The sequence below is a fragment of the Agromyces laixinhei genome (assembly GCF_006337065.1).
GTDB lineage: Bacteria > Actinomycetota > Actinomycetes > Actinomycetales > Microbacteriaceae > Agromyces > Agromyces laixinhei.
In genome coordinates this window covers 625,051-639,389 of the sequence record NZ_CP040872.1, presented here as the reverse complement: position 1 = coordinate 639,389, position 14,339 = coordinate 625,051, and the positions used below count along the sequence as shown (strand labels likewise).

General features: G+C 69.3%; 14 protein-coding genes. 3 read left to right on the top strand and 11 right to left on the bottom strand.

What is annotated here, in order from left to right:
* Positions 1–141: 141 nt before the first annotated feature.
* Positions 142–264 carry a hypothetical protein gene (locus tag FHG54_RS16905; protein WP_267898511.1) on the bottom strand — a complete coding sequence of 41 codons (123 nt, stop codon included), beginning with the start codon at positions 262–264 and terminating at the stop codon, positions 142–144.
* Positions 265–400: 136 nt separating this feature from the next.
* Between FHG54_RS16905 and FHG54_RS03010 the strand changes: the two genes are divergently transcribed.
* Positions 401–1,318 (top strand): LysR family transcriptional regulator, encoded by a 918-nt coding sequence (locus tag FHG54_RS03010; protein WP_139415924.1) that lies wholly within the window; start codon positions 401–403, stop codon positions 1,316–1,318.
* Between the two features lie 45 nt (positions 1,319–1,363).
* Positions 1,364–2,161, top strand: a complete 798-nt coding sequence (locus FHG54_RS03005; protein WP_139415922.1) for an enoyl-CoA hydratase/isomerase family protein — start codon at positions 1,364–1,366, stop codon at positions 2,159–2,161.
* 12 nt (positions 2,162–2,173) lie between these two features.
* On the opposite strand, the gene FHG54_RS16260 is transcribed toward FHG54_RS03005, so the two are convergent.
* The 10 genes from FHG54_RS16260 to FHG54_RS02960 form a co-directional block, all read right to left on the bottom strand.
* Positions 2,174–2,323: a hypothetical protein gene (locus FHG54_RS16260; RefSeq protein WP_168197080.1), complete on the bottom strand. Its 150-nt coding sequence runs from the start codon at positions 2,321–2,323 to the stop codon at positions 2,174–2,176.
* Between the two features lie 131 nt (positions 2,324–2,454).
* A complete protein-coding gene (locus FHG54_RS03000; RefSeq protein ID WP_139415920.1) occupies positions 2,455–3,948 on the bottom strand; it encodes a CoA-acylating methylmalonate-semialdehyde dehydrogenase in 1,494 nt (497 codons plus the stop codon).
* Between the two features lie 54 nt (positions 3,949–4,002).
* On the bottom strand, positions 4,003–5,331 hold the full coding sequence (locus FHG54_RS02995; protein WP_139415918.1) for an aspartate aminotransferase family protein: 1,329 nt from the start codon (positions 5,329–5,331) through the stop codon (positions 4,003–4,005).
* Between the two features lie 88 nt (positions 5,332–5,419).
* Positions 5,420–6,574 (bottom strand): ABC transporter substrate-binding protein, encoded by a 1,155-nt coding sequence (locus FHG54_RS02990; RefSeq protein WP_139415916.1) that lies wholly within the window; start codon positions 6,572–6,574, stop codon positions 5,420–5,422.
* 82 nt (positions 6,575–6,656) lie between these two features.
* Positions 6,657–7,460 (bottom strand): ABC transporter permease, encoded by an 804-nt coding sequence (locus FHG54_RS02985; RefSeq protein WP_139415914.1) that lies wholly within the window; start codon positions 7,458–7,460, stop codon positions 6,657–6,659.
* A complete protein-coding gene (locus FHG54_RS02980) occupies positions 7,460–8,305 on the bottom strand; it encodes an ABC transporter ATP-binding protein (RefSeq protein ID WP_139415913.1) in 846 nt (281 codons plus the stop codon). Before FHG54_RS02980 ends, FHG54_RS02985 begins: the two co-directional genes overlap by 1 nt.
* Positions 8,302–9,261 carry an ABC transporter permease gene (locus tag FHG54_RS02975; protein ID WP_139415911.1) on the bottom strand — a complete coding sequence of 320 codons (960 nt, stop codon included), beginning with the start codon at positions 9,259–9,261 and terminating at the stop codon, positions 8,302–8,304. The genes FHG54_RS02980 and FHG54_RS02975 overlap by 4 nt, the downstream gene beginning before the upstream one ends.
* The gene (locus tag FHG54_RS02970; protein ID WP_139415910.1) at positions 9,258–10,274 is read right to left on the bottom strand and encodes a TIGR03842 family LLM class F420-dependent oxidoreductase; all 1,017 of its coding nucleotides are present in this window, start codon (positions 10,272–10,274) and stop codon (positions 9,258–9,260) included. Before FHG54_RS02970 ends, FHG54_RS02975 begins: the two co-directional genes overlap by 4 nt.
* A 14-nt stretch (positions 10,275–10,288) precedes the next feature.
* Complete coding sequence (hydA, locus tag FHG54_RS02965; protein WP_139415908.1) at positions 10,289–11,725, bottom strand: dihydropyrimidinase; 1,437 nt, start codon at positions 11,723–11,725, stop codon at positions 10,289–10,291.
* A 27-nt stretch (positions 11,726–11,752) separates the two neighbouring features.
* Entirely contained in the window at positions 11,753–12,601 is an 849-nt protein-coding gene (locus tag FHG54_RS02960; protein WP_139415906.1) for a nitrilase-related carbon-nitrogen hydrolase, read from the bottom strand.
* Positions 12,602–12,864: 263 nt separating this feature from the next.
* Here FHG54_RS02960 and FHG54_RS02955 point away from each other — a divergent pair, with 263 nt between their 5' ends.
* Positions 12,865–14,283: an aminotransferase-like domain-containing protein gene (locus tag FHG54_RS02955; RefSeq protein ID WP_139415904.1), complete on the top strand. Its 1,419-nt coding sequence runs from the start codon at positions 12,865–12,867 to the stop codon at positions 14,281–14,283.
* The last annotated feature ends 56 nt before the right edge of the window (positions 14,284–14,339 follow it).

Here is a 14,339-nt window from a genome sequence, read left to right as displayed (position 1 = left end):
GAGCGCCTGAGAGGAAGCGGAAGGTGCATCTCGTCCATCACGACGAGTCGAGGCGGGCAGACGACGAAGAGCCGCCCCGCGGGGTGTCCCTCCCCCGCGCAGCGGCTCTTCGGCCGGGCATGACCCCGGATTCGCGGTCGGTCAGACGGCGAGTGCGAACGTCTCTCGCGGCTGACGACGGTACCCGTCGCGCACGGTGACGACGATGGAGCCGACGAGGCCGACGAGCGAGGCGGTGCCGAGAAACACGATGAGGCCGAGCATGATGGATCCTTTCGAACGGTGAGCGGGGAGATCGAGCTTTCGATGCCCCATTGCACGAGTTCGACACCTTCATTGAACCGCGGATTTCCTTTCAGGACAAGCTCACAATCCTTCAATAACGATGTAGGATTGCTTCATGGATGTGCGCCGTCTGGATCTGTTGCGCGAGCTCGCCGAACGCGGCAGCGTGACCGCCGTCGCCGAGGCGACCGGCCGCACGCCGTCAGCGGTGTCGCAGCAGCTCAAGGTGCTCGAGCGCGAGGCCGGCATGCCCCTCACCGAGCGGAGCGGTCGAGGAGTCGCCCTGACGAGTGCCGGGCACGCCCTCGCGCGCAGCGCGGCCGACGTCGCGATCGCCCTCGAACGTGCCACCGCCCTGTGGGACGAGTTCCGCAACGACCCGAGCGGCGAGGTCTCGCTCCTGACCTTTCCGACGATCGGCGCGACGCTGCTGCCCACGGTGCTCACCGACCTCGCCGAGGTCGCCGGGCTCGTCGTGCTCTGCACCGACCTCGACCCCGAGCTCGCCGAGTTCCCCGACCTCACCTCCGACTACGACATCGTGCTCGCGCACACCATGCCGGGGGAGCTGCCGTGGGGCGGCCGCGGCCTGAAGGCGGTGCCCCTGCTCACCGAGCCGCTCGATATCGGCCTGCCGATCGACCACCGTCTCGCCGGCCGCGCACACGTCACACCGGCCGACCTCGTCGACGAGACCTGGCTCGGCGTGCCGCCCGGCTTCCCGTTCGAGCGGATCCTGCACGCCATCGAACAGCAGGTCGGCCGGCGCGCTCGCGTGGGGCAGCGGTTCAGCGACATGCGCATCATCGAGACGTTCATCGCGGCGGGCCTCGGCATCGCCTTCGTACCGCGGCTGACGAGCGGCCCCGTGGCCGATTCCCTCGTGTTGAAGCCGCTGCGCGGCGTGGCATCCGCTCGGCAGATCGTGGCACTGGTGCGGCCGGATGTCGCGGAGCGCCTCGCCGTTCGCACGGTGCTCGACGCACTCGTGGCGCGTGCGTCGCAGCTCGAGCAGGCGACGGCCTCGGTGTGAGCCCGGGCGGTGGCCGCCGCATTCGGAACAGTAGACTCCACGATCATGAGCGATGACGCGATCCTGTTCGAGGTCGAGGGCGGGCTCGCCCGCCTCACCCTGAACCGTCCGAGCAGGCTGAACGCAGTCGATCCCGAGGCGATCGGGCGCTGGCAGGCGCTCGCCCACGAGATCGCCGAGCGCGACGACATCGGCGCGGTGCTCTTCGGCGCCAACGGCCGTGCGTTCTGCGCGGGCGGCGACGTGCGGGCGATGGCAGAGCTCGCCACCGGGGAGCCTGACGCCGGCTCCGTCATCACGGCGCTCGCCGACCGCATCCACGACGGCCACCGCACGCTCCGTGAGAGTTCGAAGCCGATCGTCGCCGCCGTGCAGGGCCCGGTCGCGGGCGGCGGCCTCGGCTTCATGCTCGTCGCCGACCTCATCGTCGCTTCGGAGCACGCGACCTTCGCGAGCAGGTACTCGGATGTCGCGCTCACGCCCGACTGCGGGGTGAGCACGCTGCTGCCCGAGGCCATCGGCACCCGCCGCGCGCTCGAGCTCACGCTGACCTCACGCACCCTCACCGCCGCCGAGGCGCTCGACTGGGGACTCGTCACCGAGGTCGTCGCGCCCGACGAGCTCGAGGCGCGGGCCCGCGAGATCGCGCGCGCGTGGCTCGACGGGGCCACTGCCGCGTTCGGGCAGGCCAAGCGGCTCGTGCGCTCGGGGCTGACGCGCAGTTTCCAGGAGGCCCTCGACGACGAGGCCCGCACGATCGGCGCCGCCTTCGACAGCCCCGAGGCACAGGCCCACGTCGCCGCCTTCGCCGCGCGCACCTCCCCCGCGGGCTCCGGCGGGTGACTCCTCCCGGCGTCAGGCCGGGACGACGATCTCGAGGTCGTCGAACCTCCGGAAGTCCCGGTCGAAGCTCGCGAGAACTTCGAAGACGGCCCGGTTGGTGACGATCCTGACGAAGCCGACCCAGACCGCGTCGGGGATGACGACCTCGTCCTCCACGAGCACCCGTTCGAGCCACGGTCGCGTGTTCGTCGAGCGCGTCGTACACCGAACGGTTCGATGAAGGGTCGATGCCAGTACCGCATCAGTGACATCACTGCCGAGACATCACGCGCATCACCGCCCGCGCGGGCAGCTCAGTCGTGCTGCGGGAACCCCAGGTTCAGCCCGCCGTGGCTCGGGTCGAGCCAACGGGAGGTGACCGCCTTCTCCTGCGTGAAGAAGTCGAAGCCGCGAGCGCCGTAGGCCTTCGCGTCACCGAACAGCGAGTCCTTCCAGCCGCCGAACGAGTGGTACGCGACGGGCACCGGGATGGGCACGTTGATGCCGATCATGCCCACCGACACCTCGCGCTGGAACCGCCGTGCCGCACCGCCGTCGTTCGTGAAGATCGCCGTGCCGTTGCCGTACGGCGAGGCATTGATCACGTCGAGCCCCTGCTGGTAGCCGTCGACCCGCACGATGGAGAGCACCGGACCGAAGATCTCGTCGCGGTACACCGACGACGACAGCGGCACCCTGTCGACGAGCGTCGGGCCGAGCCAGAAGCCGTCGGGCTCGCCGTCGACCTCGACGGCACGCCCGTCGACGACCACCGTCGCCCCGTCGGCCGCTGCGACGTCGAGGTAGCCGACGACCTTGTCACGATGCTCTCGCGTGATGAGCGGCCCCATGTCGCAGCCGCGGGTTCCGTCGCCCGTGGTGAGCCGCGACATCCGCTCGCTGACCTTGGCGACCAGTTCGTCGGCGACCGAATCGACCGCGAGCACGACCGAGACGGCCATGCACCGTTCACCGGCCGAACCGAAGCCGGCGTTGATCGCCGCGTCGGCGGCGAGGTCGAGATCGGCATCGGGCAGCACGAGCATGTGGTTCTTCGCACCGCCGAGCGCCTGCACCCGCTTGCCGTTCGCGGTCGCCGTCGCATAGATGTACTTCGCGATGGGCGTCGAGCCGACGAAGGAGATCGATCGCACCGTCGGGTGTTCGAGCAGCGCGTCGACGGCGACCTTGTCACCGTGCACGACATTGAGCACGCCGTCGGGCAGCCCCGCCTCCTGCATGAGGCGGGCGAGCCAGATCGCGGCAGTCGGATCCTTCTCGGACGGCTTCAGCACGACCGTGTTGCCCGTCGCGATCGCGAGCGGGAAGAACCACAGCGGCACCATCGCCGGAAAATTGAACGGGCTGATGATGCCGACGACGCCCACGGGCTGCTTGGTCGAGTACACGTCGACGCCGGTCGACACGTTCTCGGAGTACTCGCCCTTCGTGTAGCCGGGCATCGCGCAGGCGAGTTCGACGACCTCGATGCCGCGCGCGATCTCGCCGGCAGCGTCCGAGAGCACCTTGCCGTGCTCGCTCGTGAGGATCGCCGCGAGCTCGCCGCTTCGGGCGTTCAGCAGCTCGCGGAACGCGAACATGACCTGCTGGCGCTTGGCGATCGAGGTGTCTCGCCAGGCGGGGAAGGCTCGGGCCGCGGCCTGTACAGCGCCGTCGACATCGTCGGTCGAGGCGAAGCGCACGCGCTTCTGCTCGCTGCCGAGGGCCGGATCGAAGACCGGTCCGCTGCGGGCCGTGTCTCCGGCGACGGATGCCCCGTCGATCCAGTGCTCGATGGTCTCAGTCATGATCACTCCCTGTTCTGCTCGCTGATTGCGTCTGGTTCGGCCGGCCGGCCGAGTTCAGTCGAGTGCGGTGCTCAGCACCTCGTCGTAGATCGCCATCGCTTCGGCGACCTCCTCGGCCGTGACCACGCACGGCGGCACGACGTGGATGCGGTTGTCCTGCACGAACGGCAGGAGTCCGCGATCGACGAGTGCGGCCTTGACGCGGCCCATCGCCGCCGCCGGCAGCGGCTCGCGCGTCGCCCGGTCGGCGACGAGCTCCATCGCCCAGAAGACGCCCACGCCGCGCACCTCGCCGATGACGGCGTGCCGCTCGGCCAGCGCGGTGAGCGCCGGCCCGATCTCGGCCTCGCCGATCGCCCGCGCGTGCTCGACGATGCCCTCCGAGTCCATGGCATCGAGCGCCGCGACGATCGAGGCCATCGCGAGCGGATGCCCCGAATAGGTGAGCCCTCCCGGGAACACCCGTTCGTCGAACGTCGCCGCGATGGGGTCGGAGATGATCACGCCGCCGACCGGCACGTAGCCCGAGTTCACGCCCTTGGCGAAGGTGATGAGGTCGGGGCGCACGTCATGGTCGTCGAATGCGAACCACCGGCCGGTGCGGCCGAACCCGGCCATGACCTCGTCGAGGATCAGGAGGATGCCGTGGCGGTCGCAGAGCTCGCGCACGCCCGCGAGGTAGCCGGGTGGCGGTATGAGCACGCCGGCGGTGCCCGGGATCGTCTCGATCAGCACCGCCGCGATCGACGACGGCCCCTCGGCCTCGATCACACGGCGGAGGTGCTGCAACGCGCGTTCGCACTCCTGCTCGGGCGTCGTCGCCCAGAACTCGGAACGGTAGAGGTACGGGCCGAAGAAGTGCACGTGTCCACGCGCGAATTCGTTGGGCACGCGGCGCCAGTCGCCCGTCGAGACGATCGCGGCCCCCGTGTTGCCGTGATACGAGCGATACGTCGACAGCACCTTGTCGCGGCCGGAATGCTGCCGCGCCATCCGGATCGCGTTCTCGATCGCGTCGGCACCGCCGTTCGTGAAGAAGACCTTGCGGAAGCCCGCCGGCGCCCGTGCTGCGACACGTTTCGCGGCCTCGCCTCGCGCGAGATTCACGGTCGACGGTGCGATCGTCGTGAGCAGCTCGGCCTGTTCGCGGATCGCCTGCACGACCGATGGGTGCTGGTGGCCGATGTTCACGTTCACGAGCTGGCTCGAGAAGTCGAGGTATTCGCGGCCCGAGTGATCCCAGACCCGGGTGCCGCGACCGCTCGCGATCACGAGGTTCGACGGAGAGCCCTGCGCCGACCAGGAGTGGAAGACGTGCTCGCGATCGAGCTCGCGGGCGAGTTCGTCGAGACTGTCGGTGAGGCCGGTGTTCGTGTCGGTCATGGCTTCGCTGCCCTTCCTGTCCGATCTGTTCGGTGAGTCGGAGGCCGCGCGGCCGACCGGGGTGCACCGGCCGCGCGGCATCCGCTCGCTAGTTGCCGCCCTCGGCGAGCTCGACGTCGATGGGCTCGAAGCCCTCACCCGTGACGTCGACGCCGTCGGCCTTCAGCTCATCGAGTGCCTTCGTGATCCACTCGTTCGACCAGGCGGTCGCGGGCGGCTCCTCGGTGATGGGGCTGGCGCCCGACTCGTTCACGGCGCTGAGCGCACCTGCCACCGTGGCGTCCCACGCGGCCTCGTCGATCATGCCGATGCCGTCGGCTGCCGGCCAGATGAGCTTGTTGGTCTCGTTGACCATCCACAGCTCGTGGCTCGGACCCCAGCCGGAGCCTGCCGCGATCGTGATGTCCGACGCCTCCTGCGGGTTCTCGGCCGCGTAGATCCAGCCCTTGATGGCCGCCTTCAGGAACGCGACCGTCGTCTCCTGGTACGCCTCGTCGCTCTCGAGCCGCTCGGTGTCGGCCCAGATCGCGTCTTGCAGCATGGCGCCGACCGTGTCCTGGTAGGAGATCACGTTGAAGTCCTCGGGCTGGTAGAGCTCGCCGGTGTCGGGGTTCATCGTCTCGAGCAGCTGCGCGTACTCGTTGTAGGTCATCGCCTGGGCCGCGTCGATGTCGCCCTGCAGGAAGGCGTTCATGTTGAAGTCCTGGGTGATGATCTGCACGGTCGAGGAGTCGAGGCCCTCTGCGGCCATCGCCGCGAAGATCTCCCATTCGTTGCCGAAGCCCCATGAGCCGATCTTCTTGCCCTCGAAGTCGGCGACCGACTCGATGCCCGAGTCGGCCCACGAGACCTGCAGCGTGCCCGACGTCTGGAAGATCTGCGCGATGTTCGTGAGGTTCGCTCCCTGCTCGATCGAGCCGAGCACCTTCGGCACCCAGGCGATCGCATAGTCGACGTCGCCGTTGGCGAGGGCGTCTTGCGGCACGATGTCACCGCCCGACGGGATGATCTCGACGTCGAGCCCCTCCTCTTCGAAGTAGCCCTGCTCGGCCGCCGCGAAGTACCCGGCGAACTGGCCCTGGGGCAGCCACTGCAGTTGGAGCTTCACGGGGGTGAGGTCGTCGCTCCCGCCGCCGTCGGTGTCGCCCGACCCCCCGCCGCCTGCCGAACACGCGGTGAAGACGAGGGCTGCCGCGAGGGCGAGCCCGCCGATCGTCGCTGAACGACGCATGCTGTGCTTCATGTCAGTCCTCTTTCTCTTTTGGTGCTCTCTCGGTCTTCTCTGCTGGTGGGCTCTCGGTGTGGATCTGTCACGATCTGCTTCACTACGCGCCTCCCGTCGGGCGGCCCCGCTGCAGCAGTCGTTCGAGGGCGAGCGTCGCAAGGTAGAAGAGCAGGCCGAGGGCGATGGATGCCACGACGTACGCCCACGCCCTGGCGTAGGCGCTCGACGCGGCCGACGTCGAGATGAGCCCGCCGAGGCCGCCCCGCGGCCCGCCGAAGTACTCGGCGACGAGGGCGGAGATCACGGCGAGCGACGAGGCGATGCGGATGCCGGTGAGGATGAACGGTCGTGCGGTCGGCAGCGTCAGCGTGCGCAACTCCTGGCCGGAGCTCGCGGCGTAGGCCTTCATGAGGTCACGGTGCACGGGGGTGGTCTGCCGGAATCCGCGCAGCGTGTTGATGAAGACCGGCACGAACGAGGCGAGGGCGGCGATCGCCTGCCGGCCGAACTGGCTGTCGGCGCCGAACATCGAGTTCAGCACGGGGGCGAGGGCGACGATCGGGATGACCGCGAGCGAGGCGACGACCGGGGCACTCATGCGATCGATGGGCCGCCACCGCGCGGCGAGCGCCGCGAGGCCGATGCCGAAGACCGAGCCGACGATGAGGCCGAGCAGCGCGTTGGTGCCGGTGAGCAGGGTCGCCTCGACGACCGAGGGCCAGTAGGCGACGAGTTCCTCGACGATCGACGCCGGGCTCGGCAGCAGGTAGTCGCTGACGCCGACGACGCTCACGAGGAACTGCCACACCCCGAGCCCGATGAGGCCGACCGCGATCGGCGCGACGATGCGCAGCGTCGTCTCGGTACGGGGCCTCATGCCCGTGCGTGCGACGACGGTCGACATCAGCGGTTCTCCACTCCGCGGGCGCCGGCCGCGACCGGCGAGCCGCCGTGGAGCGCCTCGCGCACCGCGGTGACCATGTCGAAGAAGCCCCGCTCCTCGCGGAGCTCTTCGGTGCGGGCGGCGCGCTGCGCGTCGATGCCGAGTCGCATCGGCACGATCTCCTGAATGCGACCGGGCCGCGGCGACATCACGACGACCCGGTCGGAGAGGAACACCGCCTCGGGAATGGAGTGCGTCACGAAGACGACCGCCGCACCGGTCTCGGCCGAGATGCGCACGAGTTCGGTCTGCATCTTCTCGCGCGTCATCTCGTCGAGTGCGCCGAACGGCTCGTCCATGAGCAGCAACCGCGGCTGCTCGGCCAGGGCGCGCGCGATCGCCACGCGCTGCTGCATGCCGCCCGACAGTTGGTCGGGGAAGCGGTCGGCGAAGTCCGAGAGGCCGACCATGTCGAGCAGTTCGGCGACGCGAGCACCACGGGCGGCGGATGCGACGCCGTGCAGTTCGAGCGGCAGGGCGACGTTGCCCGCGACGGTACGCCACGGCAGCAGCCCGGCCTGCTGGAACGCGATGCCGTACTCCTGGTCGAGCCGGGCCCTACTCGCGGGCTTGCCGAACACCGAGAGCGTGCCGGAACTCGGCTCGTCGAGATCGGCGATGAGGCGCATGAGCGTCGACTTGCCGCATCCGCTCGGCCCGATGAGTGAGACGAACTCGCCCGCCGCGACGGTCAGGTCGATCGAGTCGAGCGCCTGCACCTGACCGCTGCGGGTCTCGAAGACCTTGTCGACACCGCTGATCTCGACTGCGCTGACCTGCACCCCTGCGGGCGTCGCGTCCGTCATGCCGCCTCCTCCGTTCGTCGATAGTTCCTGAGGATCACGCCGAGGAGCGCGACCGATCCGGCGGCGACGAGCCCGAGCACGACCGAGCCGAAGATCGGCCCCCATGCCTTCGCCGGGTCGCCCGAGGCCTGCCCGGCGAATTGGATCAGGATGCGGCCGATGCCGCCCTGGAGGCCCGTCGAGACCTCTGCGACGACCGCACCGATCACGGCGTTCGCCGCGCCGAGCCGGAGCGCCGGCAGCAGGTAGGGCACCGATGCCGGGAAGCGGAGCTTCATGAGCGTCTGCCAGTAGCCGGCGGCGTACGTCTGCATGAGCTCGGTGTGGATGCGGTCGGGTGACTGCAGGCCCTTGAGCGCACCCACCGCGATCGGGAAGAAGGCGAGATAGCTCGCGATGAGCGCGACCGACATCCAGTCCTGCCACTCGAAGGAGCCGATCTCGACTCGCGATCCCCAGCTCTTCACGACCGGCGCGAAGGCGATCAGCGGCACGGTCTGGCTGAGCACGATCCACGGCAGCAGCCCCCACTCGGCGATCCGCCAGCGCTCCATCACGAGCGCGAGGCCGATGCCCACGACGACGCCCACGAGCCATCCGACGGCGGCGATGCCGAGCGTCGTCAGCGCGGCGAGCGCGACCACGGCCCACAGCGGCAGTGCACCGTCGGCCCGCGTCACGGGCTCGGCGAGACGGGCGCCCATGTCCCAGACGTGCGGCATCGCGAGGTCGGTCGGTCGGGGCAGCACCCGGAGACCGCCGATCACGACGCCGTCGGCGGGCGCGAGCAGCTTGTACGACTCCCAGATGAGCGCGATGACCAGGATGCCGGCCACGCCCCACGCCCAGCGGCCGAGTTCGCCCGCCCCGCGCCCCGGGCGACGAGGCGCGCGGATGCCTGGCGCCGGCGCCGCGGCATCCGTCGCTCTCGTCTCGCGCACGCGGGTCTCGATCATGCCTTCGCCGTCACGTGCTCCGAGAGCGCCGGGATCACGGTCTCGCCGTAGACCCGCAACGTCTCCTCCTTGTTGTCGTGCTGGAGGTAGCCGGCGAACTGGTCGACGCCGAGCGCCTTCAGCTGTTCGAGCTTCTCGATGTGCTGTTCGGCGGTGCCGACCACGCAGAACCGGTCGACGATCTCGTCGGGCACGAAGGTCGTGTGCGCGTTGCCGGCCCGGCCGTGCTCGTTGTAGTCGTACCCCTCGCGGGCCGCGATGTAGTCGGTGAGGGCGTCGGGCACCGTGCCGTGCGCGCCGTACTTCGCCACGAGGTCGGCGACGTGGTTGCCGACCATGCCGCCGAACCAGCGGCACTGCTCGCGCATGTGCTCCCAGTCGTCGCCGATGTACATGGGCGCCGCGACGCAGAACTTGACCGACATCGGGTCGCGACCCGCAGCCTCTGCTGCGTCGCGCACATGCTTGATCATCCAGGCCGCGATGTCGACGTCGGCGAGCTGCAGGATGAATCCGTCGCCCACCTCGCCGGCGACGCGCAGCGCCATCGGCCCGTACGCCGCCACCCACACCTCGAGCTCGGAACCACGGCTCCACGGGAACTGGATCGTCGAGCCGTGATATTCGACGGGCCGCGAGTTGCCGAGTTCGCGGATCACGTGGATCGACTCGCGGAGCTCGGTCATCGTCGTCGGCTTGCCGTTGGTCACCCGCACGGCCGAATCGCCGCGACCGATGCCGCACACCGTGCGGTTGCCGAACATCTCGTTGAGCGTGGCGAACACCGACGCCGTCACCGTCCAGTCGCGGGTGGCCGGATTCGTGACGAACGGCCCGACCTTGATGCGCTGCGTCTGCGCGAGGATCTGGCTGTAGATGACGTACGGTTCCTGCCACAGGATGTGCGAGTCGAAGGTCCACACGTGGCTGAACCCGTGCACCTCCGCGAGTTTCGCGAGCTGGATGGTGCGCGACGCCGGTGGGTTGGTCTGCAGGACCGCTCCGAACTCCATGTGGTGCTCCTTCCTCAGATGAGGTACTGGCTGAGACCGCGCTTCAGGAACCGGCCGTCGCCCTTGGCCCCGAGGTACTCGTCGCCGTCGACGATGACCTTGCCGCGCGAGAGCACGGTGTCGACGTGGCCGTCGATCTCGTAGCCCTCCCACGCGGAATAGTCCATGTTCATGTGGTGCGTCTTCTCCCGCCCGATCGAGGTGTGGCCGTTCGGGTCGTAGACGACGATGTCGGCATCGGCGCCCGGCTGGATGACGCCCTTGGTGCCGTACAGCCCGAACATGCGGGCCGGCGTCGTCGATGTCAGCTCGACCCAGCGTTCGAGGGTGATCTCGCCGGTCACGACCCCCTGGTACATGAGGTCCATGCGGTGCTCGATCGACCCGATGCCGTTCGGGATCTTGCGGAAGTCGCCGGCGCCGAGCTCCTTCTGGTCTTTCATGCAGAACGGGCAGTGGTCGGTCGAGACCATCTGCAGGTCGTTCGTGCGCAGCGCCTGCCACATCGCGCTCTGGTGGCCTTCCTCGCGCGAGCGGAGCGGTGTCGAGCAGACCCATTTCGCGCCCTCGAACGAGCCCCATTCCGGTCCGGATGCTCCGAGCTGGTCTTCGAGCGACAGGTAGAGGTACTGCGGGCAGGTCTCGCCGTAGACGTTCTGACCCTTGTCTCTGGCCCAGGCGACCTGCTCGACGGCCTGCTTCGCCGAGACGTGCACGACATAGAGCGGTGCGCCCGTGAGCTTGGCGAGCATGATCGCCCGATGCGTGGCCTCCTCCTCCATCTCCCAGGCGCGTGCGATGCCGTGGTAGTAGGGGTCGGTCTTGCCCTGCTCCACGAGTTGCGCGGCGAGCACGTCGATCGCGGGGCCGTTCTCGGCGTGCATCATCGTGAGCATGCCGGTGTCGCGCGAGACCTGCATGGCCCGCAGCACCTGCGCGTCATCGGAGTAGAAGACGCCCGGGTAGGCCATGAACATCTTGAAGCTCGTGATGCCCTCGTCGGGCAGGCGCCGCAGCGTCGCGAGCGACGCCTCGTTCACGTCGCCGACGATCTGGTGGAAGCCGTAGTCGATCGCGCAGTTGCCGCCCGCCTTCTCGTGCCAGGCCGCGAGTCCGTCTTCGATGCGCTGCCCGTAGGTCTGCACGGCGAAGTCGATGATCGAGGTCGTGCCGCCCCAGGCTGCGGCCCGGGTTCCCGTCTCGAAGGTGTCGGATGCCTCGGTGCCGCCGAACGGCAGTTGCATGTGGGTGTGGGCATCGATGCCCCCAGGGATCAAGTACCGGCCGGTGGCGTCGATCACCCGGTCGACGGATGCCGCGACATCCGTGCCCAGGAGGCTGCTGCCCGGCTCGAGCACGGCGCGGATGGTCTCACCGTCGACGAGCACGTCGGCGGCGGCGCGACCGGTCGCGCTGACGACGGTGCCGCCTCGGATCAGGGTCGTGGTCATGTTCGCTCCTTCGCGTGGCTCGCCTGGTTACGGCTTGGGGATGGACGTGTAGGAGTCGGGGCGGCGATCGCGGTAGAACTGCCAGGCGTTGCGCACATCGCGGATCATGTCGAGGTCGAGATCGCGGATGACGATCTCCTCGTGCTCGGCCGAGCCGTACCCGCCGACGATGTTGCCCTGCGGATCGGCGAACTGGCTCTTGCCGTAGAAGTTCACGGCGAGTTCGCCGTACTCGTTGTCTTCGAGGCCGACCCGGTTGGCCGCGGCCACGAAGTAGCCGTTGGCGGCGGCGGCCGCCGGCTGCTCGATCTCCCACAGGCGGTTCGACAGGCCGGGCTTCGTCGCGTTCGGGTTGAAGACGATCTGCGCGCCGTTCAGGCCGAGCTCGCGCCAGCCCTCTGGAAAGTGCCGGTCGTAGCAGATGTACACGCCGATCGGCCCGACGGCCGTGTCGAACACGGGGTAGCCGAGGTTGCCGGGGCGGAAGTAGAACTTCTCCCAGAACTTGTCGAGGTTCGGGATGTGGTGCTTGCGGTACGACCCGAGGATCGTGCCGTCGGAATCGACGACGACCGCGGTGTTGTAGTACACGCCCGGCTGCTCTTCTTCGTAGATCGGCAGCACCATGACCATGCCGAGCTCTTTCGCGAGCGCGGCGAAGCGCTGCACGATCGGCCCGTCGGCCGGCTCGGCGTAGTCGTAGTACTTCACGTCTTCGGTGATGCCGAAGTACGGGCCGTAGAAGAGCTCCTGGAAGCAGATGACCTCGGCGCCCTGCGCCTTGGCATCGCGGGCGAACTGCTCGTGCTTGTCGAGCATGGACTCCTTGTCGCCGGTCCAGGTCGTCTGCGTGATGGCCGCTCGGACGATCGTCATGGTGTCTCCTCCGTCGGTCGGCGTCGTTGCCGGGCACTCGGTGGGCGTGGAACGGAATTGCTCACCGGGTGGTGCTGTGACGCCGAGGGTCGTGCCGCGGACTGCAAGTCCGGAGCTTCGGAACGGGCCGAGGCTCGTTCTGTTATTGTTCGGCGTGAACATTTCTCTTGTGTTTCACACTGTGACGTTGTGGTTACCAATCTTGTCGCTCACGCCGTGAGGAGGCAATGGTCGGTCGGGTATTCAATGCTGATGGGACTCGAATGACTGGTGTTCGACTGGCGAGTGCCGACCTCATCGCGCTCGCGGAGTTCGCTGAGACGACCCCCCGAGGCATCGCCGGCGTCGTCGCACGGCTCGTGAACTCCGGCGAGCTCGGCGTCGGCACGCGCCTGCCCACCGTTCGCGAGCTCGCGAGTGAGCTCGGCGTGAGTCCGGCAACGGTGAGCCAGGCCTGGCAGGCGCTCTCGCGCACGGGCCTCATCGAATCGCGCGGGCGGGCCGGCAGCTTCGTGCGGCCGTTGTCGCAGGGCTGGCTCGCGCCGCGGATGCGCGGCATGGCGGCGCCGAACGACCCCGTTCGGCTCGACCTCTCGCGCGGCACGCCCGACCCGCTGCTGCTGCCGGCGCTCGGCCCCGCGCTCTCGCGGGTGTCGGCGCGCGCCGAGACCGGGAGCTACCAGGCGGAGCCCGTGATCCCGGCGCTCGTCGACGTGATCGCCGACTCCTGGACCTGCGACGCCGAGACGATCATGGTCGTCGACGGCGCCCTCGACGCGATCTCGCGCACGCTCGAGCAGCTCGTGCGCTTCGGCGACCGCGTCGTGGTCGAGAGCCCGGGCTTCCCGCCGTTCCTCGACCTGCTCGAAGTGCTCGGCGCCGAGGCGGTGCCCGTGCCGCTCGACGAGCACGGAATGCTGCCCGAGGCGCTCGCCCGCGCACTCCTGCTCCGCCCGGTCGCCGTGCTGCTGCAGCCGAGGGCGCAGAACCCGACCGGCGCCTCGATGAACGCCGAGCGGGCGGAGGCGCTCGCCCGCGTCATCCGCTCGGCCGCCGATGTCGACGACCTCGTCGTCATCGAAGACGACCACTCCGGCCTCATCTCGACCGAGACCGACGTCTCGCTCGGCGCCCTGCTGCCCGGCCGCGTCGTGCATGTGCGCAGCTTCTCGAAGTCGCACGGCCCCGACCTGCGCATCGCCGCGATCGGCGGGCCGCGCGATCTCGTCGAACGCGTCGTCGCCCGGCGCATGCTCGGACCCGGCTGGACCTCGCGCATGGTGCAGACGATCCTGCTCGACCTGCTGACCGAGGGCGCCTCGATCGATGCGGTCGCCGAGGCACGCCGTCGGTACTATACGCGGCAGCGAGCACTCGGAGATGCGCTTCGTGCGCGCGGAGTCGAGGTCGCCCCCGCCGACGGCATCAACCTGTGGATGCCCGTGGTGAGCGAACGCTCGGCACTCGTGCAACTCGCCGCCGCCGGCATCCGCGTCGCAGCGGGCACGCCGTTCCTTGCGGCATCCGACGCCGCGGACGCGGCGGGCGGCTCCCGTGGCGCTCGCCGCCAGCCGGGCGGCGATTTCGTGCGGGTGACCGTCGGCTTGCTGCGCGACGGCACCGACGAGGTCGCGGATGCGCTCGCGTCGGCCGCGCAGCACGTGGCGGCCGGCGGGTACTGACCTGTTCATTGCGGCCGTCGAGATCCTGAGCGCCCGAGTTCGGCCTCGGGCGCTCA